The 23,911-nt window shown below is 64.6% G+C and carries 21 protein-coding genes and 1 pseudogene; 10 read left to right on the top strand and 12 right to left on the bottom strand.

Annotated elements, in window-relative coordinates; genetic code table 11:
- Positions 1–148 precede the first annotated feature (148 nt).
- A complete protein-coding gene (locus BUS12_RS11115; protein ID WP_074297363.1) occupies positions 149–1,189 on the bottom strand; it encodes a hypothetical protein in 1,041 nt (346 codons plus the stop codon).
- Between the two features lie 365 nt (positions 1,190–1,554).
- The gene (locus tag BUS12_RS11110; protein WP_074295744.1) at positions 1,555–3,063 is read right to left on the bottom strand and encodes an MDR family MFS transporter; all 1,509 of its coding nucleotides are present in this window, start codon (positions 3,061–3,063) and stop codon (positions 1,555–1,557) included.
- Between the two features lie 108 nt (positions 3,064–3,171).
- Here BUS12_RS11110 and BUS12_RS11105 point away from each other — a divergent pair, with 108 nt between their 5' ends.
- Complete coding sequence (locus BUS12_RS11105) at positions 3,172–3,957, top strand: TetR/AcrR family transcriptional regulator (protein ID WP_074295743.1); 786 nt, start codon at positions 3,172–3,174, stop codon at positions 3,955–3,957.
- Here the strand turns inward: BUS12_RS11105 and BUS12_RS11100 are convergent.
- From BUS12_RS11100 to kdgT, 3 genes are all read right to left on the bottom strand, one after another.
- A complete protein-coding gene (locus BUS12_RS11100; protein WP_074295742.1) occupies positions 3,948–4,991 on the bottom strand; it encodes a phosphotransferase family protein in 1,044 nt (347 codons plus the stop codon). The two genes, BUS12_RS11105 and BUS12_RS11100, sit on opposite strands and share 10 nt — an antisense overlap.
- A gap of 509 nt (positions 4,992–5,500) precedes the next feature.
- Positions 5,501–6,220: a ribonuclease activity regulator RraA gene (locus BUS12_RS11095; protein ID WP_074295741.1), complete on the bottom strand. Its 720-nt coding sequence runs from the start codon at positions 6,218–6,220 to the stop codon at positions 5,501–5,503.
- Between the two features lie 36 nt (positions 6,221–6,256).
- Positions 6,257–7,324: a 2-keto-3-deoxygluconate transporter gene (gene kdgT / locus BUS12_RS11090; protein ID WP_083640342.1), complete on the bottom strand. Its 1,068-nt coding sequence runs from the start codon at positions 7,322–7,324 to the stop codon at positions 6,257–6,259.
- A gap of 715 nt (positions 7,325–8,039) precedes the next feature.
- Between kdgT and BUS12_RS11085 the strand changes: the two are divergent.
- Positions 8,040–8,497: pseudogene (locus BUS12_RS11085) on the top strand (response regulator).
- A 129-nt stretch (positions 8,498–8,626) separates the two neighbouring features.
- Here BUS12_RS11085 and BUS12_RS11080 read toward each other — a convergent pair.
- The 4 genes from BUS12_RS11080 to BUS12_RS11065 form a co-directional block, all read right to left on the bottom strand.
- Complete coding sequence (locus BUS12_RS11080) at positions 8,627–9,232, bottom strand: Fur family transcriptional regulator (RefSeq protein WP_074295739.1); 606 nt, start codon at positions 9,230–9,232, stop codon at positions 8,627–8,629.
- Between the two features lie 89 nt (positions 9,233–9,321).
- Entirely contained in the window at positions 9,322–10,923 is a 1,602-nt protein-coding gene (locus BUS12_RS11075) for a tetratricopeptide repeat protein (protein WP_074295738.1), read from the bottom strand.
- 26 nt (positions 10,924–10,949) lie between these two features.
- Positions 10,950–11,600: a glutathione S-transferase family protein gene (locus tag BUS12_RS11070; protein ID WP_074295737.1), complete on the bottom strand. Its 651-nt coding sequence runs from the start codon at positions 11,598–11,600 to the stop codon at positions 10,950–10,952.
- 22 nt (positions 11,601–11,622) lie between these two features.
- Positions 11,623–12,249, bottom strand: a complete 627-nt coding sequence (locus tag BUS12_RS11065; RefSeq protein WP_074295736.1) for a glutathione S-transferase family protein — start codon at positions 12,247–12,249, stop codon at positions 11,623–11,625.
- Positions 12,250–12,412: 163 nt separating this feature from the next.
- Here BUS12_RS11065 and BUS12_RS11060 point away from each other — a divergent pair, with 163 nt between their 5' ends.
- From BUS12_RS11060 to BUS12_RS11050, 3 genes are all read left to right on the top strand, one after another.
- Entirely contained in the window at positions 12,413–14,077 is a 1,665-nt protein-coding gene (locus BUS12_RS11060) for an ATP-binding domain-containing protein (RefSeq protein WP_074295735.1), read from the top strand.
- 249 nt (positions 14,078–14,326) lie between these two features.
- Positions 14,327–14,845, top strand: coding sequence for a putative pterin-binding protein (locus BUS12_RS11055; RefSeq protein ID WP_074295734.1), 519 nt, complete (start codon positions 14,327–14,329; stop codon positions 14,843–14,845).
- Complete coding sequence (locus BUS12_RS11050) at positions 14,815–16,644, top strand: ATP-binding response regulator (RefSeq protein ID WP_074295733.1); 1,830 nt, start codon at positions 14,815–14,817, stop codon at positions 16,642–16,644. Before BUS12_RS11055 ends, BUS12_RS11050 begins: the two co-directional genes overlap by 31 nt.
- Before the next feature lie 27 nt (positions 16,645–16,671).
- Here the strand turns inward: BUS12_RS11050 and BUS12_RS11045 are convergent, their stop codons facing one another.
- Complete coding sequence (locus BUS12_RS11045) at positions 16,672–17,526, bottom strand: helix-turn-helix domain-containing protein (RefSeq protein ID WP_074295732.1); 855 nt, start codon at positions 17,524–17,526, stop codon at positions 16,672–16,674.
- 409 nt (positions 17,527–17,935) lie between these two features.
- Between BUS12_RS11045 and BUS12_RS11040 the strand changes: the two genes are divergently transcribed.
- Positions 17,936–18,583, top strand: coding sequence for a C39 family peptidase (locus BUS12_RS11040; protein WP_074295731.1), 648 nt, complete (start codon positions 17,936–17,938; stop codon positions 18,581–18,583).
- Positions 18,584–18,662: 79 nt separating this feature from the next.
- Here BUS12_RS11040 and BUS12_RS11035 read toward each other — a convergent pair whose 3' ends face one another.
- Entirely contained in the window at positions 18,663–18,872 is a 210-nt protein-coding gene (locus BUS12_RS11035) for a hypothetical protein (RefSeq protein ID WP_074295730.1), read from the bottom strand.
- 180 nt (positions 18,873–19,052) lie between these two features.
- Here BUS12_RS11035 and BUS12_RS11030 point away from each other — a divergent pair, with 180 nt between their 5' ends.
- Complete coding sequence (locus BUS12_RS11030) at positions 19,053–19,334, top strand: hypothetical protein (RefSeq protein WP_074295729.1); 282 nt, start codon at positions 19,053–19,055, stop codon at positions 19,332–19,334.
- Between the two features lie 56 nt (positions 19,335–19,390).
- Here the strand turns inward: BUS12_RS11030 and BUS12_RS11025 are convergent, their stop codons facing one another.
- A complete protein-coding gene (locus BUS12_RS11025) occupies positions 19,391–20,107 on the bottom strand; it encodes a FadR/GntR family transcriptional regulator (protein ID WP_074295728.1) in 717 nt (238 codons plus the stop codon).
- Between the two features lie 182 nt (positions 20,108–20,289).
- Here BUS12_RS11025 and lhpH point away from each other — a divergent pair, with 182 nt between their 5' ends.
- The 3 genes from lhpH to zwf all read left to right on the top strand — a co-directional run bounded on the left by lhpH (position 20,290) and on the right by zwf (position 23,909).
- Positions 20,290–21,297 (top strand): trans-3-hydroxy-L-proline dehydratase, encoded by a 1,008-nt coding sequence (gene lhpH / locus BUS12_RS11020; protein ID WP_074295727.1) that lies wholly within the window; start codon positions 20,290–20,292, stop codon positions 21,295–21,297.
- 30 nt (positions 21,298–21,327) lie between these two features.
- Positions 21,328–22,275: a bifunctional Delta(1)-pyrroline-2-carboxylate/Delta(1)-piperideine-2-carboxylate reductase gene (lhpI, locus tag BUS12_RS11015; protein ID WP_074295726.1), complete on the top strand. Its 948-nt coding sequence runs from the start codon at positions 21,328–21,330 to the stop codon at positions 22,273–22,275.
- A 152-nt stretch (positions 22,276–22,427) separates the two neighbouring features.
- Positions 22,428–23,909 carry a glucose-6-phosphate dehydrogenase gene (gene zwf, locus BUS12_RS11010; RefSeq protein ID WP_074295725.1) on the top strand — a complete coding sequence of 494 codons (1,482 nt, stop codon included), beginning with the start codon at positions 22,428–22,430 and terminating at the stop codon, positions 23,907–23,909.
- Positions 23,910–23,911: the final 2 nt, after the last annotated feature.

The raw sequence follows: 23,911 nt of genomic DNA, 5'->3' as shown, positions 1-23,911 counted from the left end.
TATCGGTCTGTTTTGAACGGGCTTCACGCGGCGTGCCGCGACGAAGCGTCGGTGAGTCGGTGCTGCAACTTCCAGGTCTTGCGTCTTGCGAGATGCCTAAAGGCTTGCGCGCTTCGTGATCGGCTGAATGCGCCGCTCAATGAACGGCTCATTGAGCCGGCGCTGCCGCCGATGCCGGCGAGTTTCGCCAGCCGGACTGCGTGATGGCGCGTACCTGCGCGTCGACGCTGTCTGCTGCAGGGGCGGCAGGCGCAGGGGCAGCCGCCGTTGGCGGCGCAACCTGAGTGGCCGGAGCGGGCTGCGGAGGCTGAGGTACGCGAGCGGTTTTCGCGGGCGGCGCGGCGCGACCGCCGAGCGGCGCCCACCCGGTTTCGACGATCGCCCGTTGCAGCAGCGATCTTGCTGCGGGGCTGCCGCTATCGATCGCGAGGGCATCGCTGGCGCTATGCTCCACGCAGTTCCACAAGCGGTCCTTGATGCATACGTTGGCTGTTTGCAGCGCGGCGTCGCGGCGTTGCTCGAGCGGCGCCAGTTCGCGCTGGATCGCTCGTGCATCGGCGTTGTCGGGGTCCATCGAGAGCGCTGCGTTAACCGCGGCCTGTGCGCCGGAGAGGTCATGAGCGTCCGCATGCTGGTGCGCCGCGCGCAGGCTGTCGGGCAGGTCGCGATAGTGCGGGACGACGACCGGCTGGACGGCAGCCGGCGCCGGTGGCGCGGAGGTATTGACGGTGCCCGTGCTAGCCCGCGTGTTGCTTGTCTGATCCGCGGCATACGGTGCAATCGAACCCGCCGTTGATTTGGTGTCCTGCTCATCGTAAGCGGGCGCACTGGTGTGGCGATCGCTCAATAGCGTGTATCCGCCATAAGCTAGTACGACGACGCCAAGCGCGATCAGTCCACGCGTAAGCAGCCAGTGCGACACGAGCGGCGCACCGAGCGGCAGGTGACTGAGCGGCGGAATCGGTGTGTCGGGCGAAGCGAGTTTCGGCACGGCCGGCTCCGGTTGGGCGCCCGTCTGCAACGGACGATGCAGCGGGCCGTCCGCGCCGCCAAAGCGCGCATGGGCCGGCGTTGCGAGCGGATGAGCCGCGCCACAGTAAGGACATAGATCGGCGTGCTGATACAACGCACCACCGCAGCGCTTGCACGGCGCGGGGAAACTCTGGCCAGGCGTACTTTGGGTGGACATGCTGTGACCCATCTGCGATAGGCTATGCCGATTACGGCATGCTCCAGATCGTGGTCGAGGCAGCATGCAATGTCTGCGTGAATCACGATCCACATGCGCTGGAGTTCGGCGCTGCCACAGTAAAAAATGGCGGCGTCGCCATGAACAATATGTGAGCTTTCCGAGTGAACGTCAATCGACGTTCGCCCTTACCGCGTGTGCGACGACACACATTGCGACGGGCGAAAAACCGCATATGTCTGCAGAACGAACGAAAGGGAGATTTTTTACAGGCTGCCGGCGGCGAGAGAGCGGCGCGGAGTTTGATCGGATGAAACGCTTGGCGAGGCCGGTCACGCTGCACGCAGCCTCGCATCTTGCAGGATTCAGTGCTTGCGCAGCGGATGATCCTTGAGCAGCCAGGCAAGCGCGAACGCCAGCACGACCACGCACGAGGCGGACAGATACACCGTATGCAGTGCACCGGCAAAGGCCTGCAGATAGTCGTCGCGCAATGCGGTGGGCAACTGGTGGATAGCCGCAGGGCCGAGTGCGTGCGGCAGTTCGGCGTCGGGCGGAAGCAAGGTTTGCAAACGGGCGGCGAGGCCGTTAGAGAACACCGCGCCGAAGCCCGCGACACCCACCGAGCCGCCAATCGAGCGGAACAGCGTGGCCCCCGAGGTGGCGACACCCATATGCCTGAATTCAACGGTGTTCTGCACGGCGAGAATCAACACCTGCATCACCATGCCGAGACCGAGGCCGAGGAGACCCATGTAGAGATACATCACATGAATCGGCGTGGAGATCTGCAAGCGCGCGAGCAAGGTCATCGCCACGGCCACAAGGAATGTGCCGCCAATCGGGAACATGCGGTATTTGCCGATCTTGCTGATCACGCGCCCGGTGACGACCGACATCACCAGCAAGCCGCCCATCATCGGCAGCATCTGCATGCCGGCTTCCGAAGGCGTCGAACCTTTGACCACTTGCAGATACAGCGGGATGAACGTCACCGAGCCGAACAGCGAAACGCCGATGATGAAGCCGATCAGGCTGCTCAGCAAAAAGGTGCGTTGCCTGAAGAGTTCGAGTGGCATGATGGGCTCGACCGCACGCTGCTCTTCATAAATGAAACCGCCGATGCAGACGAAGCCCATCACCAGCGTGAACCACAATTGCGGCGACGACCACGGCAGGATCGTCCCACCCTGGCTCGTGAACAGGATGATGCAGGTGAGCGCGCCCGCCAGAAACGCGGCGCCCATGTAGTCGATGGTGTGCTTGATATGCGCGGTGTGCGGCTTGAACACCGCACCGATCACAGCGAGCGCGAGCACGCCGAGCGGCAGGTTGATGTAGAAGATCCAGCGCCACGACAGATGCTCGACGAGAAAGCCGCCGAGCAGCGGACCGATCACCGTGGCGAGACCGAACACGCCGCCGAATACGCCCTGATAGCGGCCGCGCTCGGCAGGCGGGATCACGTCGGCGATGGCCGCCATGGTGACCACCAGCAGGCCGCCGCCGCCGAGACCCTGCAGGGCGCGCAGCACGATCAGTTGGGCCATGTTTTGCGCGATCCCGCACAGCGCGGAGCCGACGAGGAACAGCACGATGGCCGCCTGCAGCACGACCTTGCGGCCGAACAGGTCGCCGAACTTGCCGTATAGCGGCACGACGATGGTCGACGTCAGCAGGTAGGCGGTGACGACCCACGACAGGTTGTTCAGACCGCCAAGCTCGCCGACGATGGTGGGCAGCGCCGTCGACACGATGGTCTGATCGAGCGCGGCAAGCAGCATCACCAGCAGGAGGGCGGTGAATAGCAGGCGAATCGGCGGATGCTCCGCGCCGGTCGCGAGTTCGGCTGGGGTGGTGGTACGTTGATCCATGGATTGGGGACCTATCGAACGGTGTCTGCAGCGTGTGGAACAGGTTGAAATTAATTAACTCAGCGATTAATATATGTCACATCTCAGAATTGGTCAAATGGAAACGAAATGACGACTCCACCGTCCGATGAGCGCCCATCCAAAGCGGCCGCAGCGGGGGGCAAGAAAAAAGCGCCGCGCGCAGCCGGTGCGGCGTCTGCCGCACGCGCCGCGCCGACCGCTGCAACGCAGGATCCGGCTGCTGCGCCGCTCGCCGCGCGGCGCCCCGGCCGGCCCACCGGCAGCGCGCGCGGGCCGGAGCAGCGCGCCCGGCTGCTCGATGCGGCGCTCGCGCTGTTCGCGCGCCAGGGCATCGTCGATACCTCGCTCGGGGCGATTGCCCGTGAGGCCGGCTTCACGCCGGCGATGGTGCATTACTACTTCAAGACGCGCGACCAGTTACTCGACGTGTTGATCGACGAGCGTTTTCTGCCGTTGCGCACGGCGATCGGTGGGGCGTTCGAGGCCAATCCGGACGATCCGGTGGCGGCGATCACGCAAATGGCGCGCGGGATGGTGGCGGTCGCGGTCGAGAATCCGTGGTTTCCGCCGCTGTGGGTGCGCGAGGTGATCAGCGAGGGCGGGCTGCTACGCCAGCGCATGCACGAGCGTTTCGGCCATACGCATCACAAGGCTTCCCTGGCGCGGATCGAGCAGTGGCAGAAAGAGGGGCGCGTCAACGCGGATCTGGAGCCGTCGCTGGTGTTTCTTACGCTGCTGGGTTTGACTATCCTGCCGCTGGCCACGTCGAAGATGTGGCGCAACGATCCGGTGCGGCGCAGCTTGACGCCCGACGACATCGCCCGCCACGCGGTGGCGTTGCTGGTGCACGGGCTCGCGCCGGCTCAGACGTGAAGGTCGGTCTCGGCCACACGCAGCATGCCGTCCGCAGCCTGCAATAGTTGCGCGGCGCGCTGTGCCTGTCCGGCGGTTTGCGCCGCGGCGAGAAAGCCCGTGATCCACAGCGAGCTGTAGAAGTAGATGGCCCGATGCGCGTCCGGTGACGGCGCCGCGTGGCGAATCAGCTCGTCTCCGTAGAAACGGCCGGCCTCGCCGACGTCGGCCGCAATGTGCGCGAGCGTCGTGCCGATCGCCATCAAGGGATCGCCGTAGCAGACGAAGTCGACGTCGATGATGCCCTGCAGGTCGCCATGCTCGACGAGCACATTTTTGACCGTCATGTCGTCCAGAAAGCAGATTGGCCGTAACGACGCGAAGTACGGTTCGACCGAGCGGCGCAGCGCCCGCAAGCGTGCCCTGATGTGCTCGAGCGCAGGCGCGTCGGCGGCCGGCTCGTCGGTGGAGGGCAGGCCGAAGATCTCGGTCCAATGGGCGGTCGTCGCATGCCGGCGAATCGGCGCCCAGCCGAACCCTGTGCTTTCGGGCAGGCTCGCGACACGCTTCTGATAGTCGCCCACCGTCTCGGCAATGCGTGTCATCTGCTGCGCGGACAGGCCGGCCAGTTCGTACTGCAGATCCTGGCCGGGCACCCACTCGAGAATGATGAACGAACCCTGCGCGGCCGTCGTGCCCAAGGCCAATACGTGCGGCACCGGCAAGCCCAGTTGGCGCAGCGCGTCGAGATTGTGCTGCGTAAAGCCGAACATGCCGCGGCGCGGGTTGATGCGCACCGCAACGGCCCGGCCATCGGCCAGTTGCACGCGGAAAATGGCATTACCGCTCTCCGTGAGCGACTGACGGCTGACGTCGACGACCCGGGTCTTCAGGGCGGCTTGCGCCACGGCAGCGGCTTCGAGGTCGGCGACGTCCCATGACGGGTTGGTGCTGCCTGGCGCCGGAGTGGCCGCGCCTTGAGCGAGATCGGCGCTGCCTTGAGCGGGCTGGAAGCCGCTGCCGGATGCGTCCTGGGAATGATGTGTGTCAGCCAATGTAGCGTGCCCAGCGGGAGTCGTGAAAGGTAGTCAGGGCGAACGAGACAGCATGCCGCCGTGGGCCAGCTTGCGAGGGCTGAACACGGCGCCGCGATGTCGCTTGCAGACGCCGGGAATGCAGGGCCGGGTTCATTACAGCCCACCGGAACGCGCACGACAACGCGCAGATATTCCATCCTGTTACGCCAGTAAATATTTGGGAAGAGGTTGGGCGTGCGATTGCGCCGGACCTGTAAGGTGATGGCGTCAGAGGGGCGTGGTGGAGTGGCCGGACATTACAGCGCGGTCCGCGCACTGTTGTTTCGAGGCGACTCGAATGTAACCGCGTGGTAACACAAGGAAAGATGCGGAAATGAGCGGGAGGGACGGTGCGAGCCGGGATGGCTGCACGGGAGGACATATCGGAGAACGAATCGAAAGCTGAACGCAAGACAGCGTGGCGCTGACGATTCGTCTGAGGCGGGCGATGCTGCAGAAGAATGCTTCTGCAGCATCGCCCGCAGCGATTACGGGTTACGTGTTTTCTTCCACGCTTCGTATGCGGCCTTCGTCGCGTCGTTGGGCGGATACGTTCCCGGCAAGGCCGCGCCTTCGCGAATGCGTTCGGTCAGAAACTCTTCCAGTTGCTCCTGTTCGGCGGCCGCCTGGGCGACATCGGCGGCCATCTCGCGCGGGATGACCACGACGCCGTCCGCATCGCCGACGATCACGTCGCCCGGAAACACGGCGACGCCGCCGCAACCGATCGGCACGTTGATATCGATCGCATGATGGCGCAGCAGGTTCGGCGGCGCGCTCGCACCGGCGCAGAACACCGGCAGGCCGAGCGCGGCGATCGTGATGCTGTCGCGCACCGGGCCGTCCGAGACCATGCCGGCGACGCCGCGCACCTTCAGGCGCTGCGTCAGGATCGAACCGAACGAGGCGCTATTGCGCTCGCCGCGGCAGTCCTGCACCAGCACGTGGCCGGCGGGAATCGTTTCGACGCATTTGCGCTGCGCGTACTCCGGATTCGCAAACAGTTCGAGGACGTCAATGTCCTCGCGCGACGGGATATTGCGCAAGGTGAACGCGGGCCCCACCAGATTTTCGCCGGTCGGCGTCGCCAGCGGCGCGACACCCTGCATGAACGTGTTGCGCAAGCCGCGCTTGAACAACTGCGTGGTGAGCGTGGCCGTGCTGACATGACGGAGGGCTTCGAGCGTAGCGGGATCGAGTTCTTGCATCGTGAGATCAGGAGGTGTCGGGTTGAAAAGGAGAGACTACTTCAACGGAGGACGGAGCGTCGGCTCGAGTCCGTGACTGTCGTGATTGTGGCGGCTTTCGTGGCTCTCGGGTAGCGGGTCGGCCGAGGCCGGGTGCTGGCGCTGGTAGCTTGCCGACAGCACGCCCCAGCGGCGCGCCCAGATAGCGGTGAGAATCGGCGTGAGCAGCGAGGTCACCACCACCGAGGTGGCGACCAGCGCGGTCGCCGCCGGTGCGATGGCCGCATAGCGCGGTTCGATGCCGGCGATGATCTGCGGCACGGCGACCGCTGCGCCTGCCGTCGACGCGGCGCCGATGCCCGCCGTGCCGTTGCCGCGCGCGAGGAAAATATCGGCCAGCACGAGCGTGGTGCCGGTCACGAGAATCACGCAGACGCCGATCAGCACGCCGAGCAGACCCGTATCGAGGATGACGCGAAAGTCGAGGTTGTTGCCGAGTGCGAATGCAAAGAACGGCACCATGACGGCCACGGCCTGGCCGAAGAACTGCCGCAACTCGCTATCCAGATTGCCGAGGAGAAAGCCGATCAGAAACGGCAGCAACGCGCCGAGCAGGGTCGCATACGGAAAGCTCGCGAGCCCGGCAATGCCGAGGGTCACCATCGTCATGAACGGACCGGACTCGAGCGACATCAGGCAGAACGCGCCGGCTTCTTCCTTGGTGCCGTATTGCTGCATCAGCGCCATGTACAAACCGCCGTTGCTCTCGTTCATCACGCAGATGACGGTGAGCACCGAGAGCCCGGTGAGAAAGCCGGAGGTGATGCCGCCCGGCGGCAGGAAATGCGAGGCGATCACCCCAGCCACGGCCGCCGTCAACACTTTCGTGACGACCAGCACGCCGCTTTTGCGCAGCACGACCGGCGTGGCCTTCAGGCTGATGCTGGCGCCCATGCAGAAGAACCAGACCGCGAGGATCGGCAGCGTGCCCGTGATCAACGCATTGGAGAAGGAGCCGAGGAACTTGCCGGCGTGCGGCGCGAAGGTATGCACGCATGCACCGAGCAGCAGGGGGACGAGCATCAGCCCGCCGGGAATACGGTCAATCGCCTTCTTGATCTTCATGCCGGATGCTCCTCCACGGACGGTCTGCCCGATCGGTGTGTTGTCTCTTTCTTGTTTGTTGTCTTATGGGCGCCCGGCCGGACTCCGCGCGGGTCGCGGGTGCAATGAAACACCGTGTCCCAGATGCGCGCCACGGTCGTCGCCCGGATCGAAATTTAGCACTGGCCGCTCGCCCTGCCCGGAAAATAGTCGCGCTTTGAAGTCATCGTTTACACCTAAGTCGGACAGGCAAAAAATCGCATGGCGTGGCAGATTTTGCGCAGTGCCGTGGGGCGGCAGCGGGGCTGGAATGCGTGCGTGCCCGGTGTGTTTCGATGCGATGCGGCGGGCTGTGCCGCCTTCACGCGTTGTCCTGCCGCCAGCCGCGGCGGCGCTTCACGATCCGCCCGGGCGGCGGCTCGCGCACAAGGTGGCAAGGCACGCCGCGTGCTAAGGATGGGTGGCTTCACGAGGAGCCTGGTCCGAATACGCTCGAGCAGAATGCCGCACGCGGGCACAGGGCGGCGCGTTAAACCGGCCTGTTTCATGCATGTGACTTATCGGTGCACGAGGATGCACCGCGCGTCACCGCGGCAAACCTGCAGCGGCGGAACGACTCATCAGAGGTTTTTGTTACCGGACGATTGCAACTCAGCGCGCGAAACCGAGTCGGACCTTGCGAGCGGCGCATGGCGAACAAGGGCTTCAACCGGCTTGCGACGTTGAGCGCGATACAATGGCCGCCTTATCGGGCCTAACCTGCTTTTTAGCAACAACCCAAAAATGAACGGAGTGTTGAGACTCGATCAGGCAACGATCGTGCTCGTCGAAGATGACCTGCAAAGCCGGGAATCGTTGACGCTGTTGCTTGAATCGGAGGGTGCGCATGTCGTCGCGGTGGCGGATGCGGAAGAGGGCGTCGAAGCGGCGCTGCGATTGTTACCCGATGCGGTGGTGTGCGATCTGGAACTGCCTTGCATGGACGGCTTTTACCTGATCCAGCGGCTGCGCGATCACGAGATTCGTGGCGATCATGCGCCGGCGATTGCCGTGGCGCTCACCGGCCACACCGACGACGCCTACCGATTACGCAGCATCGGTGAGGGCTTCCAGCATTTCATGACCAAACCGGCCAGGCCGGATGAGCTGGTTGCCTTGTTGCACGACGCAATCGACGCCCGCGCAGCCGGCTGAGCGCGGTGTGCAGGGCGCTGCTGCGAGGCGCTGGCCTTGCAGCGGTCCTTCAGGTCCCCGGGTTTCCGTGAAACCTTGGGGTGGTTCCGCGTTTTCTATCGGGGCTCAGGCGGAGGACCGGGTGCCGCTTCAGGCGCCGTTCGCGGTGGCCTTGGCTGCGCTGGCCTCGGCGGCCTGGCATGCGGAACACAAGCCCTTCAGCTCGATTTCCTCGCTGGCAAGACGGTAGCCAGCGTCTTCGATTTGCGCCACCAGCGCCTGCCGCAGCTTCGGCTGGTGCAATTCGGTCACGTTGCCGCACTGCTGGCACACCACCAGAATGCCATGCTGACACTGGGTCAGGTCATGGCACACCGTGAACGCGTTGATCGATTCGATCCGATGCACGAGCCCGGCCGAGAGCAGGAAGTCGAGCGCACGGTAAACCGTGGGCGGCGCGGAGCCGGGGTGAATCTGCCGCATGTCGTCGAGCAGCGAATAAGCCTTGGTGGCGCGGCCCGAGGTCAACAGCAGCTCCAGCACCTTGCGCCGGATCGGCGTGAGTTTCTCGCCGCGTTCGCGGCAATACTCTTCTGCCAGCACCAGCGCGGCTTCCGGCGAAGCGGCGAGGAGATGCCCATGATCTTGCCCATGATCGTCCGCATGACCATGCGGATGGTCGTGCGCACTTTCGTGAGCCGTGGCTGGCGCTTGGGCGGCTTTTGCGGCGACCGTGGAAGGCTTTGCGTTCTTCATAGCCAGATTATAAGGTCCATCGCGTTTCGACGTGGCAGCGGGCCATGACCCGTTTATGCGGCAGGGTTGCCGCCGCGCCGGATCCTTCGTCAGCCTCTTATCCAGACATCGAGCGCCGTGCGGATTTCTTCCGTTACCTTCGACCAGTCGCGGCGCACCGCCTGGCGGAACAGGCGCGCGCCCGGGTACCAGGGACTGTCGCTGCGCTTGAGTTGCCAGCGCCAGTCGGGCGTAAACGGCAGCGCAACCCAGACGGGCTTGCCAAGCGCTCCCGCCAGATGCGCGACCGCGGTATCCACGCTGATGACCAGGTCGAGTTGCGCAATCAGTCCGGCCGTGTCAGCGAAGGTGTCGAGGCGCTCCGCTACGTCCAGCAGCGCGCCGCGTTGCACGAGCGGGTCGTAGCTCGCGCGGTCGTCTTCGCGGAGCGCTTTTTGCAACGACACGAAGGTCGCGTCGGCGTCGAGCAGTGCGGCGAGTTGCGCCAGCGGGATCGAGCGATTGCGGTCGTTGACATGCCCCGGGTTGCCGGACCACACAATGCCGACGCGGGGCCGACCGGTGCGGCCTCGGCTTTCGCCACGCTCATTGCCATGCTCGCTCTCGAACAGCGTGTTCCATTGCGCGATTTTGGCTGCGTCGACATTCAGATAGGGACCCGCTGTGGCGAGGTCGGCGGCGCGGATCTTGAGCGCGAACGCGAGGCTCATGGTCGGACAGTGATAGTCGAACGGCGGCACCGGCGCGTTTTCGCCGATCACCTCGGCCACCCCCGGATAGCCGCGCAGCAGCGGCAGCAGCGCATCCTGTACCCGCAACACCACGCGCGCACCGGCGGCAGTCAGCCGGTCGGTGAAGCGCACGAATTGCAGCGTGTCGCCGAACCCCTGCTCGTGATGGACGAATACCGTTTTGCCGGCAATGGCTTGCGCGCCGGTCCACAGTGTCGCCGCATCGAAGCCGTGGCTGGCGGTGCCGACGCGCCAGCGCCACTCGTACTCGCGCCAGCCGTGCTCGAATTCGCCGAGCAAGAGGTTGGTCTGCGCACGATTGGTGCGCGCGCCGGCGTCGTTCGGGTCGATCGAGAGGGCTTTCTTGAACTGCTGCAAGGCGTCGTCGAAGCGGTGCAGATCGCGCAGCGCGACGCCGACGTTGACATAAGCCGCCCCAAAGTTCGGTTTGAGCGCGATCGCCTTGCGATACGCCGCGAGTTCTTCGTCGTAGCGGCCTATCGCACCGAGCAGGCTGCCCTTGTTGTAATGCACTTCGGCGAGTTGCGGATGGCGTGTGCTGAGGCGCTCGAAATACCGCAGCGCGCGGTCGTTTTCGCCGAGTTTCGTGAGCGACAGCGCCGCACCGTGTAACGACTGCACGTGATCCGGGTTGCGTTCGAGGCAGCGCTCGTACAGCGCGACGGCTTCAGCGTGACGTCCTGCCAGTTGGCATACGTGGGCGGCGAAGTAAATCTGCTCGGGCGAGGCCGCCATGTGTTGCAGCGCGCGCGTCACATAGTCGGCGGCGCGCGGATGGTCGCCCTCTTTGGCGGCGATATAGCCGAGCCCTTCGAGCGCTTCGCCGTGCTCCGGTTGCAGCAGAAGGATGCCGTGCAGCAGGTCCGCCGCTTCGGCCAGATGTCCTGCGCTGAATTTCTGCTGCGCCGTGGCGAGCGTGCTTGCGATGTCCTGATTCATGTTCGATGCTGCGCGGTGTGGCTCCGTCATAGGCTGTCGAGTTTCACCGCAAAGCCGCGTTGCACGCCCGGCCGCGCGAACAGCGTTTCATACCAGCGCCGCACGTTGGGATAGGTGGCGAGGTCGACCTTATGGCGTTCGTGCCGCCACGCCCAACCGAGAATCGCAAAATCCGCCACCGACAGTTCGCCCGCCACAAACTCCACCTCCGCCAGCCGCCGGTCGAGTACGCCATAGAGGCGGTGGGTTTCGTCCGAGAAGCGCTTCAGGCCGTAACGGCGGTCGGCTTCCGCTTCCAGCGCGGCGAAGTGGTGCACCTGGCCGGGCATCGGCCCGAAGCCGCCCATCTGCCACATGAGCCATTCGAGTACCGGCACGCGCTCGCGCAGACTGGCCGGCAGGAACTTGCCGGTCTTTTCGCCCAGATAGAGCAGGATCGCGCCCGATTCGAACACGCTGATCGGCCCGCCACCCGAGCCGCCCGCAGCGGCGGGGCCGTCCGGATCGACGATGGCCGGAATCTTGTTGTTCGGGCTGATGCGCAGAAACTCGGGCTGGAACTGCTCTGCCTTGCCGATGTTGACCGGAACCACCGTGTACGGCAGTTCCATTTCTTCCAGGGCGACGCTGACCTTGCGGCCGTTCGGCGTGCCCCAGGCGTAGAGCGTAATCGTCATATCGTTCAGCTCGTTGTGGCGTTCAGGTCAGCGGGAAATCGACGTACTTCCTGAAGCCGGTACGCGTGGTGAGGCGCGAGTACCAGCGTTCGAGATTCGGCAGCGACGGGCGTTCGATGCCGTCCAGCCCGAACCAGCGCTTCGCAAACGCGCCGATCACGATGTCAGCCAGCGTGCACTTTTCGCCTTCGAGGAAAAAGCGGCCCTGCAGATGCGTGTCGACGAGCTTCCACAACACGGTGACGGCGGCGAGATCCGTGGCGAGCTTGACGGTATCGCGCTCGGCATCCGGCGTGCGGACGATGGCCCAGAACACCGGACGCTCGGCGGGTTGCAGCGTGGACAGCGACCAGTCCAGCCAACGGTCGATGCTCGAGCGCGGCTGCGGCTCGGGCGGATAGAGCGGGCTCGACGGGCCGTATTGCATGACCAGGTAGCGCAGGATCGAATTCGATTCCCATAGCACGAAATCGCCGTCGACCAGCGTCGGCACGCGGGCGTTCGGATTCATGGCCAGATATTCCGGCTCGTTGTTGCGGCCGAATTGCAGGCCCGCATCGATACGCTCGTACGGCAGCACGAGTTCGTCGCAACACCACAACACTTTCTGGACGTTGACCGAGTTGGCGCGTCCCCAGATCGTAATCATCCGGTAGGTCCTCTTTGCTGGTTGGCAAGCCGCACGTGTGTGTGGCGTTCAACCGGTAACGATACACGATGCGGCTGTCATTACCTATTCGGCCGAATGGCCGATGCCGGCATGACATCGGCCTTGCGTACAATGGGCGCACCTGAAGACGACGAGGCACCGCATGGCCCGCATTGTCCCTGACGACTGGAAAAATCTCGCTGCCACCGGCGCCGCCGCGCGCGAACGCGAAACCCTGGCGCTGCTGGAAGAGGGCTTGTCCAGCGACTACACCGTGTATCACGGCGTGCACTGGACGCGGCTCAACCAGGGCTTCTCGGTATTCGGCGAGGCCGATTTCGTGATCGTCAGTCCCTCGGGGCGCGTGATGATCGTCGAACAGAAAACCGGTTTCCTGCGCGAGACCCCCAAAGGGCTCGTCAAGGTCTATCTGCAGACCGAACGCAATGTGGCGATCGCGCTGGCGCGCACCATCGAAGGCATGCACCGGCGCTTTACCGCCGCCTTCGGCGCGGGCACCTATTTCATCGAGGAACTGCTGTACTGCCCGGACCACGTCGTGAAGGACGCGGCGATTGCCGGCGTGAACCCGGCGCGGATCGTCGACGCAACGCGCAAGGAGCGTCTCGCCGCGATCATCCGCGAGGCCTTGCCGGCCGACGAGCCGCGGCTCGCCTGCGCCGCGAAGATTCACCACTTTCTCGCCGACGAACTGGCGCTGTCGCCCGACGCCAGTGCGTTGGTCGGCCAGGCGGGCACGCTCGTCACGCGTCTCGCCGGCGGGCTGGCCACGTGGGCGCGGCGGCTCGAGTTCACGCCGTTTCGCCTGCGTGTCGCCGGCACCGCGGGCTCCGGCAAGACGCAACTCGCCGTGCAGGTCATGAAGGATGCGGTCGCACGCGGCCAGCGGCCCTTGTACGTGTGCTTCAACCGGCCGCTCGCCGACCATATCGCACGGGTCGCGCCGCCCGAAGCGAAAGTGGCCAACTACCACCAGCTATGCGACTGGATTGCCCGCGACGGCGGCCGCACGCCAGATTTCCAGGCTGCGGACATTTTCGACCAGCTCGAAAAGATCTTTGCCGACACGCCAATCGACGCGCGCTGGCAATTCGACGTCTTGATCGTCGACGAAGGCCAGGACTTCCAGCAGCCCTGGGTCGGCGCGCTTGAACGCCTGTTGCGGCCGGGCGCGGCGTGGTGGTGGCTCGAAGACCCGCTGCAGAATCTGTACATGCGCGCGCCGGTCGATCTGCCGGGCTGGACCACGCTCAAGGAAACCACCAACTATCGCAGCCCGCGCGACATTCTCGACTTCGTGCGCGACGTGGTGGGCGCCGAGGTGCCGCTTGCCGCGGCGCTCTCTTCGGGCAGTCCGTTCGACGGCTCCGATCTGTCGCTGTCCACCTACGACGAGGCGTACGCGGCCGAGGGCTGCATCGACGCCACCAAGCGGGCGATCACCCAGGCGCTGTCGCTGGGGTTTCGCAAGCAGGACATTGCGGTGCTGTCGTTTCGCGGCCGCGAAGGTTCGGTGCTGAGCGCGCTCGATCAACTCGGACCGCACCGTCTGCGCAGCTTCACCGGCAAGTACGACCTGTTCGGCAATCCGGAGTATCGCGAGGGCGACGTGTTGCTGGAGTCGATCTACCGCTTCAAGGGGCAATCGGCGCCGTGCGTGATCCTGTCGGAGGTGGACTTCGACACGTTCGACGAGCGTAGCGCCCGCAAGCTGTTCGTCGGCGCCACGCGCGCGACGATGAAGCTGATCGTGGTGGCCTCGCAGCGCGCGGCGCTTCATCTTCGGGCAGCGGACGGCAAGGTGTAAGCGGTGGCCGGCTGCACGGCCACGGCCACCAGAACCACACCGGCGGCGCTTTTTGATGCACCCCGGTTTGGCGATATGATGCGTCCGGTTTGGCCGTTCAGCCCCACGAGGGCATGGATGGCGGAGAGCACGTCGGGATCGGGTCTGCGATGCTTCCGGATACCTGCGGGTCGTCTGGAGGAAACGGGTCGGTTGCGGGCAAGCGGGTCACGGCTAAACAACAAAACAGATGAAAAGAAGGCCAGTTACATGCACACCATCAGGAAAGGCGCGCGCCGGATCTTGTGTCTCGCCGTCGCACTAGGGGCGCTGGGAACAGCAGGAGCCGGGTTCGCGCAAGCTGCCGCGCTGTCGCTCGACGTCGGGGGCAAGATTGCCGCAACCAACGATCCCTCCCACACGGTTTATCACCTGACGGAAGCGCAGCTTCTTGCGCTGCCGGTTCATTCCATCACCACGTCGACGACGTGGACGCCGCGTACGACCTTCACAGGCCCATCGCTCGCGGATATCCTGAAGCTGGTCGGCGCGCATGGCAGCCAGATTGAAGTGCATACGCTCGACGACTACACGGAAACGATCCCGCTATCGGACAGCGATCGCTACGGCGTGATCGTTGCATATAGCATGAACGGCAAGCGTTTAAAGGTCAGCGACTTCGGACCGCTGTTTCTCATCTATCCGCGCGACGCGTTCCCAACGGAACTCTCCGGATCTGCCGCGGACTCGAAATTTGTATGGCAAATCAAGGACCTGATCGTCAAGTAATGCCGCATCGGCTACGCCGCTGGCTGCTGGCGGCGGTGTGGGTCACCGCGCTCGCCGCACCGGTCGGGGCGATCGGCTACCTGATGTATGCCAACCTGCTCAACCCGCGCTCCACGCAGTTGTTGACGGGCACGTACGACGGCTTCTACTGGGACGCCGCGCAATTGCAGATTGCCTACGCGCGGCTCGAAAACCAGTTGCTGCTGTACCGCAGCGGCACGGACGTCGATTACCCGCGCCTGCAGTTGCGCTACGAAGTGCTGCAGTCAAAGCTGCATGTGATGGCCGGCTCGACGCGCATGCTGGTTGGCCAGATCGCCTTGCTGCAGCGCCAGGACAGCGAGATCCGCTCGCTCGAAGACACGCTGGACCAGCTCGAACCCAATCTCGCCGCGCTGCCGCAGGATCCCGGTCAGGCCGACCGCATCGTCGCGGCGCTGCGCGCGCACTGGCAGGAGGTCAACGATCTGGCCTTGACCCGGCGCTTCGCCGACGTCGCCGACCGCGAAGCGCTGAGCCGCGACTTCATCGACAAGCGGCGCATGCTGTTCGCCGCCGGCATCATGCTGGTGCTGCTCTCCGCCGCGGCCACGCTGCTGCTGGTGGTGAACGGCCGCCGCCGCAGCCGCCTGATCCGCCAGCAACGCGCCGCGCTCGAAGCCGAGCACCAGGCCACCCGCGCCGCGCGTGAGGCGAGTCTGGCGAAGGACGCCTTTCTCGGCATGATCAGCCACGAGTTGCGCACGCCGCTGCATGCGATCGTCTCGTCGATCGAACTGCTCGGCTTCAATTTCCAATCCGAAGCGGACCGCAAGGTGATCCAGCGGCTCGAAAGCGCGGCACGGCATCTGGAAGCGCAGATGCGCGACCTCACCGATTACGCGCGGCTCGGCGCCGGCAAGCTCGAGTTGCGCTACGAGCAATTCGAGCCGCGCGAACTGCTGGCTTCGATCGTCGACGAACACACGCCGGCCGCGCTCGCGCGCGGGCTGACGCTCGCCAGCGAAGCGAGCGGGCTGACCGGGCCGGTGGACTCCGATCCGCACCGTATCCGCCAGATCGTCAGCAACCTCGTGACGAACGCGATCCGCTATACCGAGAAGGGCTCGGTGCGGGTGCGCCTCGTGCAGCGGCTGGCGGTGCTGACCATCGAGGTCAGCGACACCGGGCCGGGTGTGCCGCCCAAGCAACTGCCGTTGATGTTCAAGGAATTTACCCAGCTCGACGGCTCGCGCACGCGGCGTTTCGAGGGGGCGGGCATGGGCCTCGCGATCGTTCAGGGTCTGTTGAAACTGTTCGGCGGCAGCGTCGCGGTGGAAAGCAAGGTGGGCGAAGGCACCATCTTCAACGTGACGATTCCGGTGGGACCGGTCGAGCCTGTCAAGCTGCCGGATGCGAAGGCTGCGAGCGCCCAGGAAGGCGGCCGCTCGCAGGTGCTGATCGTCGACGATAACGGCCTGATTCGCGAGTCGCTGCTGGAAATGATCACGCATATGGGCTATGAGGCGACCGCAGTCGCCAATGCCAAGGATGCGCTTGCATGGCTCGACGCGCGCCGTTGCGACGTGCTGTTGCTCGACCTGCATATGCCGGATCAGGACGGCTACACCTTCTTCGCCGAATTCACCGCGCGCAGCGGACCGTCCGCAGGCGCACCGGTGATTGCAATCAGCGCCTATGCGCCGGAAGCGCCGCCGACCGACACCGCACCCTTCTTCGAGTATCTGGTGAAGCCGGTGCACTACGAGCATTTGCGCGCAGCGTTGCAGCGCGCACTGGCGGCGCGCAGTCTGGTTTGAAGCGCATCAGCCCCGCATCAGTCCCGCTCAGGCCCGATTCAGACGCTTGGACAGATCCGCAACGAGAATCGCCATACGCGCCGGCTTTTCATAGCAGGCCACGTTGTAGTTGCGAATGATCTCGCTGATCTCCGACTCGCTCGCCTTGCCGGTCAGCAGCTCGCCGGTCAGCACGAACACCGGCGCCTCGGGGTTCTCCGATGCGCGCACGGCGCGAATCGCCGCCGCGGAGGTCTGATTGCCGAACAGCCAGTCGATTACGACGCCGTCGAACACCTGCGTCTGCAACTGTTCGACGAATGCGCCGAGGCCGTAGATCGCGACTGAGGCAAAGCCGCTGCGCTCGAGATAGTCGCGCAGGTTGTCGGCGGAGGCCTGGTCGTCGTCGACCACCGCGATCAGCGGCTTGTCGGCCTCCGAGCGGCGCGGATAGATTTCGATCTTGTGAACTTCGAATGCGCTTTGATACAGCGCGCCATCGTGACGCGTGACGCGCCATTGTCCCAGCTTCGAATAGGCCACGAATTCGGGGCGGCTGCCGGGTTCGAGCGCCGCGCCCACCCAGGCGGTGCACGCGAGTTCGACGCCGCCGACCGAGAACACCGCTTCCTGAGCGATGGCGCCGACCATGCCGGGGTCGAGCGATTGCGCGCCGAACAGTTGCGCGGCCGGTTCGCCGAACACCTCGGCTACACGCTTGATCTGCGACAGCGTCCATGGGCTGTTGCCGCGCAGCTTGCGGTGCCCTTGAGAAAAACTCAGATCGAGAATGCGGCACAGCTCCGTGGTCTGTTGCCGCTTACCGATGCCGTGACGGCTCATCAACTCGCGCACGCGTTCCGCGACTGCGATGGAGTCAGGTGAGGTTGCTTCGTTGGCCATGCTGCGTGGAGGTCCGTCTTTTTAAATGGTATCGGGTGAAGGACGCGAAAAGACTGGCTGGCGATGGGTCGCACCGCCTTCTTTGCGAGCCGACCGGCCACGCATGGGAGAGCAAATGTACAGCAAAAAAACCTGGTGTTGCTGCTTTTGTGGCGCCACCGCGAGGATGTCGCGGGTCTGCCTGATCGGTGTACCCCGGGCCGATGCCGCGCCCGGGTTATGGCCGATGCGCGTGGCGTATTTTACCGAGGAAACCCCCGCCGACATGTAATGAAATGTGATCCATTGTGGTCTTTCGTTGGATGCGGCCTGAACTGTGAACGCGCTTGCGCGATTCGACGAGACAAGTCCCCGGTTGATCTGGCAGAGTTTCGTCTGCCATGACGCTCCAACCACTCCTATCTCATCCATGAAAGACAAGACCGCGATTCGCCATACCGGTGTGCCGTACTACTCGCAATGGGGCAGCCCCGAATGGGTACAGCCGATCGTCGAAGAGGACGCCGACCCGTGCGACGACCCGGCCTGGCAACGCAGCGGCTTCACCGAGCAGGCGCGTTACCGTTTCTGGGCGCAACGTCTGTGCGGGTTGACCTGTCTCGAATCCGCGTTGGACTTCTGGGGCATCGCGCATGCGCCGCGCGCCGCGCTGCTCGACGAAGCGCTACGCCATGAGGTGTACCGGATGCGCGAAGACGGGGGCGTCGACGGCCTGATTTACCGGCCGTTCGCCAGTTGGACCGAGCAGGCCTTTGGTCTGCAGGTGGAGGTGTTGCCCGAGGCAACGCTTGAGGAGATCGCCGCGCGCATCGATAGCGAGACGCTGGCGATCATTTCGGTGAGCCCGGAAATCCGCCGCCCGGACGCGCCGAACGCGCAGCGCGGCGGTCATCTGATCCTGCTGCACGGGCGCGATGCCGACGGCGTCTGGTTTCACAATCCGTCCGGTATCGCGCCGTACCAGAGCGACGTCTACATGCCTTTCTCGACCGTCGCGCGCTTTTATGCCGGCCGCGGTTTGACGCTGACTCGTCCTGGCGGCCGTCCGGCCGGCTGAACGCTGCGACGGTCGCGCCGGTCTGCCGGGTCCGAATTCTGCTGAGCGGCAGATGGGCAGCGGGGCAATCCGCTGCTGATCAGTGCTGGCCGGTTTGACGGGGATCGTGGACGAGGGTGTCCGGCAGTGCTTCGTCGTGACCGGCCGCCAGCATCACCTGATACAGGCTATGACGCTCGTAGGAACGCCACACGAGGCGGGCGAGGCGGCTTATCGTTGCGCGCAACGATGAACCCTTCACGCCGGCGGTGACGGGAACGACGCGGGACGACACGGATTGGCTGGACATCGCGGCACCTGCTCAATGGGTGAATAAGGGTAAATGCCTAAGTGTTTTCCATTGTAGGTGTGTCAAAAATCGCAGTGTGCGGTGCAGCAAAAATTCTTTCACGTCGGCGCGGCGTAGTCCGGCGGTATGGTTGCCATGCCCTGTATCGGCCTTCGATCCACTTGCCAACCCGGAGCCCGTATGAACCGATACCCCGCCCTGAATGCCGCTAGCGCACTTGCATTGCTGTTGGCGCTGCTCACGGTCAGTGAGGCGCAGGCGGCCACTCCCGATGAACAGAAGAAGGCCTGCCGTGGCGATGCGATCCATTTTTGCAGCGCGGAAATTCCCAACAAGGACAAGATCACGGCCTGCATGAAGCAGCACGTGAGCGAACTGAGCCCCGGCTGCCAGGCGATGTTCAAACACGGCGGCCATTCTTCCGGCAACGCCCCGGACGCGAACAAGGGCTCGGCGCAGTAGGCCGGCGCGCCGCGGCTCGGGACGCGGCGGCGGATCCTGGTCGCCGCGCGTTCCCCTCACTTCGGCGCGATGTCGCGCCGCACGCGCATGATGTGCTGCTCGACGTAGAACGCCGCCGCATCCGCGTCGCCGCCTACGATTGCCTCGTAGATCAGCCGGTGCTCGGACACGTAGAGGCGAATCCGGCCGGTATCGTAAATGCCGTCGTCCTTGAGCCGCTTCCAGAGCGGCTGGTCCATGGTCTTCGCCACTTCGTCGGCGATCTTCACCAGCAACGCGTCGCCGCTCATCACCGCCAGTTGCCGGTGAAACAGGCGGTCGCTGTTGTTCCATAGCACCCGCTGCTCGGGGTCGGTCAAGTCGACGATCGAATCCATCTGCGCGAGATAGTGCTCCGCCAGTTCGTCGCGCTGGCCGTGCGCCGCCGCGCGCCGGGCGATGGCCGGTTCGAGGATCAGGCGCACGTCGAGCGTCGAGGTCGGGCTGAAGTCGGGATCGGCCAACGACGCCGGTTGCAGCGGCGCCGCCGCGAGACGCTGCAAGGCATCCGCGCAGACATAAGTACCCGAGTTGCGGCGCGTGATTACGAGCCCTTCGTTCTGCAGCGCGCCGATCGCCTCGCGCACCGCCGGGCGGCCCACGCCAAAACGCGCGGCCAATTCACGCTCCGAGGGCAGACGCGAATCCGCTGCGAACTGCCCGCTGCGGATCTCGGTGCGGATGCGTTCGGAGACCTGCTCGTAAATCTGCTTGGGGCGAAAGGTGCTTTCCATAGCGAGGGCGGGCTGATCCAAATTCGAACCAGATTGCCGCAATAATTTTGAAATTGGTTGATGTGAAACCAAAGCTGGTCTACATTTTGATCCAGTATAGAACAGGATGGAGACTTCGGAATGCGGTGCAGGAAGGTATTTTCGGCCGGCGGGCCGCAAGCGGAAGAGGGTGGCCACGCATCATGAAATTGAATCGCGTCATCAGCACGGTTGAAGTGCACACCGGCGGCGAGTCGTTCCGGCTCGTCACGAGCGGGCTGCCGAAGTTTCAAGGCAAGACCATCGTCGAGCGCCGCACGTGGCTCAAGGAACATCAGGATCACCTGCGCCGCGCGCTGATGCTCGAACCGCGCGGCCATGCGGACATGTACGGCGGCTACCTGACCGAGCCGGTCAGCGAAGGCGCCGACTTCGGCATCATCTTCGTGCACAACGAAGGCTACAGCGACCATTGCGGCCACGGCGTGATCGCGCTCGCCACCGCTGCCGTGTCGCTGGGCTGGGTCGAGCGCACCGAGCCGGAGACGCGCGTGGGTATCGACGCGCCGTGCGGCTTCATCGAAGCCTTCGTCAAGTGGGACGGCGATCACGTAGGCAGCGTGCGCTTCGTCAACGTGCCTTCGTTCATCTGGCAGCGCGACGTCACGGTGAGCACGCCGAGCTTCGGCGAGGTGAAGGGCGATATCGTCTTCGGCGGCGCGTTTTATTTCTACACGTCCGGCAAGCCGTTCGATCTGAACGTGCGCGAAGCGGAGGTGGATCGCCTGATCCAGTTCGGCGCCGAAGTGAAGCGCGCGGCCAATGAAGCGTTCAAGGTGGTCCATCCGCACATCCCCGAAATCAACCATATTTACGGCACGATCATCGATAACGCGCCGCGTCACCCAGGCTCGACGCAGGCCAATTGCTGCGTGTTCGCCGATCGCGAGGTGGACCGTTCGCCGACCGGCTCGGGCACCGCGGGACGGGTCGCGCAACTGTATCTGCGCGGCGAGCTGGGACGCGACGAGACGCTCGTCAACGAATCGGTGATCGGCACGATTTTTCGCGGCCGGGTGCTGTCCGAGACGAAGCTCGAGCGCTTCGATGCGGTGATTCCCGAAATCGCGGGCGATGCGCATATCTGCGGCTTCGCGAACTGGATTGTCGACGAACGCGATCCGCTAACGTATGGCTTTCTCGTGCGCTAGGCGGCGCACGCCGATGGAGAAAACCCGCTTATGACACACCCGGCCACGCAGATGTTCGACGCCGCCGCCAGCGCGCGGCTCACACCCTATGCGGCGCTCGTGGAGGCCCTGAAAACGGCGTCCGTCGATTACGCCCAGCAGCGCATCCTGAGCCCGGAGCGCCTCGTCGTGCCGCTCAACGAAGGCGGCATCATGCTGTCGATGCCGGCCACCGCGCCGGACCTCGGCATCCACAAGCTGGTCAACGTCTGTCCGTCCAACGGTCCGCGCGGCCTGCCCACGATCCACGGCAAGGTCATGGCGTTCGACGCGGACACCGGCGAGACGCTGTTCATCCTCGACGGCCCGACCGTCACCGGCCGGCGCACCGCCGCGATGTCGATGCTCGGCGTGCAGACCTTCAAAGGCGGCGCGTCCGGCCGGCCGGCCGCGCGCGAGTTTCTGCTGATCGGCACCGGCACGCAGGCGGCGAACCATGCCGAGGCGATCGGCGAACTGTTCCCTGATGCCGTCGTATGGGTCAAGGGCAGCGCGCCGGCGAAGGCCGAAGCGTTTTGCGCCGCGCAGCGCGACAAGGCGCGCAACCTGCGGCCGCTCGCTAGCGCCCAGGTGCCGGATGCGGTCGATGTCGTGATCGCCCTCACCACCAGCAAGCAGGCGGTCTACGACGAAGCGCCGCGCGCGGAGCGGCTGGTGATCGGCGTCGGGGCGTTCACGCCGGCCATGCTGGAAATCGGCGCGCGCACCGTGCACGGCAGCGCGCTCTACGTCGACGATCTGGCCGGCGCGCAACACGAAGCCGGCGATTTCATCCAGGCGGGCGTGGACTGGACGGGCGTCACCGGCATCGCCACGGTGCTGGAGGGACGTGCGCCACTGCTTGCGGCCAGCACGCCCGTGCTATTCAAGAGCGTCGGTTGCGCGGCGTGGGATCTGGGCGCGTGCCGGGTCGCGCGTGCGGCATTGCAACGCGCCTGAACCTGTAGTTTTTCTACACCGTCGGCCGCGTGCGGCGTGCAAACAATCCGAAAACGTTGCACCATAGGCGTTTGTCAGAAAATGTCGGCAACGGCATTTTTGCCCTTTCGCGTTGCCTTTCGCGACGCCTTTTACGACGGTGACATCGCGCTATGATTACCCAACACGCATCTGCCACCCCAGACCTGCCGCTCGATATGATCATCTTCGGCGGCACCGGCGATCTCTCGTTCCGCAAGCTGCTGCCCGCGCTTTACATGGCGCATCTGCACTGCAATCTGCCGCCGGAGACCCGCATTCTCACGATCGGCCGCAAGCCGTGGTCGCGTGACGAATACATTAACGAATTCATGGAATTGAAGGCGAAGCCCTTCATCGAAAAGAAAGCGTTCGATGCCGCCGCCTGGGACAAATTCCTCGCGATGTTCGAGTACGTGCGTATGGACGTCGATTCGGCGGAAGATTATCAGCGTCTGAAGGAAGTGTCGCGCCCCGACGCGCGGCGCGTGTTCTATCTCGCCACCTCGCCCGATCTGTTCACCAACATCTGCGACAACCTCTCGGCCGCGGGCCTGATCGACGAGCATGCGCGCGTGGTGCTGGAAAAGCCGCTCGGTCACGATCTGGCTTCGGCGCAGGAGATCAACACGGCCGTCGGCCAGCACTTCAGCGAAGCGCAGATCTACCGCATCGACCACTACCTCGGCAAGGAAACGGTGCAAAACCTGATGGTGCTGCGCTTCGGCAATGCGATCTTCGGGCCGCTGTGGCAGGCGCCGTATATCAAGAGCGTGCAGATCACGGTGGCCGAGACGGTCGGCGTGGGCACTCGCGCGGGCTTCTACGATAAGACCGGCGCGTTGCGCGACATGGTGCAGAACCACCTGCTGCAATTGCTGTGCATCGTGGCGATGGAGCCGCCGGTATCGCTCGACCCGGATGCGGTGCGCGACGAAAAGCTCAAGGTGCTGCGCTCGCTGCGTCCGATGACGCCCGAAGACATCGCGCGCGACACGGTGCGCGGCCAGTACACCGCCGGCGCGGTGGACGGCGAGGCGGTCAAGGGCTACCTCGAGGAAGACAATGTGCCGGCCAACAGCCGTGCCGAAACCTTCGTTGCGCTGCGTGCGCAGATCAACAACTGGCGCTGGGCCAACGTGCCGTTCTACCTGCGCACCGGCAAGCGCATGCAGAAGAAGGTGTCGGAGATCGTCATCGAATTCTCCGAACTGCCGTTCTCGATCATTCCGAGCGGCCCGCATCACTACGGCAACCGCCTCGTGATCCAGTTGCAGCCGGAAGAATCGATCCAGTTGCAGATGCTCGCCAAGGAACCGGGCAGCGGCATGCACATGCTGCCGGTGAACCTGAACCTCGACCTGCAGCAGGCCTTCACCGAGCGCCGTGCGGAAGCGTATGAGCGTCTGTTGATCGACGTGGTTCGCGGACGTCTCACGCACTTCATGCGCCGCGACGAACTCGAAGCGGCATGGGCGTGGGCGGAGCCGATTCTGGACGGCTGGGCGAAATCGGGCGAACGGCCGCGCAGCTATTCCGCCGGCACCTTCGGTCCGGCAGCGGCCACCGCCTTGATGGCGCGTGACAATGCCGTGTGGGCGGAAGAGTCGCAGTAAGC

The sequence above is a fragment of the Paraburkholderia phenazinium genome (genome assembly GCF_900142845.1).
GTDB classification, from domain to species: Bacteria; Pseudomonadota; Gammaproteobacteria; order Burkholderiales; family Burkholderiaceae; genus Paraburkholderia; species Paraburkholderia phenazinium_A.
This window is presented reverse-complemented; position numbering and strand designations above follow the sequence as displayed.

Bases quoted from the DNA above. Each gene is read 5' to 3' on its own strand.
- lhpI (WP_074295726.1), top strand. From the start codon at position 21,328: ATGACACACCCGGCCACGCAGATGTTCGACGCCGCCGCCAGCGCGCGG.
- BUS12_RS11105 (WP_074295743.1), top strand. From the start codon at position 3,172: ATGACGACTCCACCGTCCGATGAGCGCCCATCCAAAGCGGCCGCAGCG.
- BUS12_RS11055 (WP_074295734.1), top strand. From the start codon at position 14,327: ATGCACACCATCAGGAAAGGCGCGCGCCGGATCTTGTGTCTCGCCGTC.
- BUS12_RS11045 (WP_074295732.1), bottom strand. From the start codon at position 17,526: ATGGCCAACGAAGCAACCTCACCTGACTCCATCGCAGTCGCGGAACGC.
- BUS12_RS11030 (WP_074295729.1), top strand. From the start codon at position 19,053: ATGAACCGATACCCCGCCCTGAATGCCGCTAGCGCACTTGCATTGCTG.
- BUS12_RS11025 (WP_074295728.1), bottom strand. From the start codon at position 20,107: ATGGAAAGCACCTTTCGCCCCAAGCAGATTTACGAGCAGGTCTCCGAA.
- BUS12_RS11060 (WP_074295735.1), top strand. From the start codon at position 12,413: ATGGCCCGCATTGTCCCTGACGACTGGAAAAATCTCGCTGCCACCGGC.
- zwf (WP_074295725.1), top strand. From the start codon at position 22,428: ATGATTACCCAACACGCATCTGCCACCCCAGACCTGCCGCTCGATATG.
- BUS12_RS11075 (WP_074295738.1), bottom strand. From the start codon at position 10,923: ATGAATCAGGACATCGCAAGCACGCTCGCCACGGCGCAGCAGAAATTC.
- BUS12_RS11040 (WP_074295731.1), top strand. From the start codon at position 17,936: ATGAAAGACAAGACCGCGATTCGCCATACCGGTGTGCCGTACTACTCG.
- BUS12_RS11115 (WP_074297363.1), bottom strand. From the start codon at position 1,189: ATGTCCACCCAAAGTACGCCTGGCCAGAGTTTCCCCGCGCCGTGCAAG.
- BUS12_RS11050 (WP_074295733.1), top strand. From the start codon at position 14,815: ATGGCAAATCAAGGACCTGATCGTCAAGTAATGCCGCATCGGCTACGC.
- BUS12_RS11110 (WP_074295744.1), bottom strand. From the start codon at position 3,063: ATGGATCAACGTACCACCACCCCAGCCGAACTCGCGACCGGCGCGGAG.
- kdgT (WP_083640342.1), bottom strand. From the start codon at position 7,324: ATGAAGATCAAGAAGGCGATTGACCGTATTCCCGGCGGGCTGATGCTC.
- BUS12_RS11095 (WP_074295741.1), bottom strand. From the start codon at position 6,220: ATGCAAGAACTCGATCCCGCTACGCTCGAAGCCCTCCGTCATGTCAGC.
- BUS12_RS11070 (WP_074295737.1), bottom strand. From the start codon at position 11,600: ATGACGATTACGCTCTACGCCTGGGGCACGCCGAACGGCCGCAAGGTC.
- BUS12_RS11065 (WP_074295736.1), bottom strand. From the start codon at position 12,249: ATGATTACGATCTGGGGACGCGCCAACTCGGTCAACGTCCAGAAAGTG.
- BUS12_RS11035 (WP_074295730.1), bottom strand. From the start codon at position 18,872: ATGTCCAGCCAATCCGTGTCGTCCCGCGTCGTTCCCGTCACCGCCGGC.
- BUS12_RS11080 (WP_074295739.1), bottom strand. From the start codon at position 9,232: ATGAAGAACGCAAAGCCTTCCACGGTCGCCGCAAAAGCCGCCCAAGCG.
- lhpH (WP_074295727.1), top strand. From the start codon at position 20,290: ATGAAATTGAATCGCGTCATCAGCACGGTTGAAGTGCACACCGGCGGC.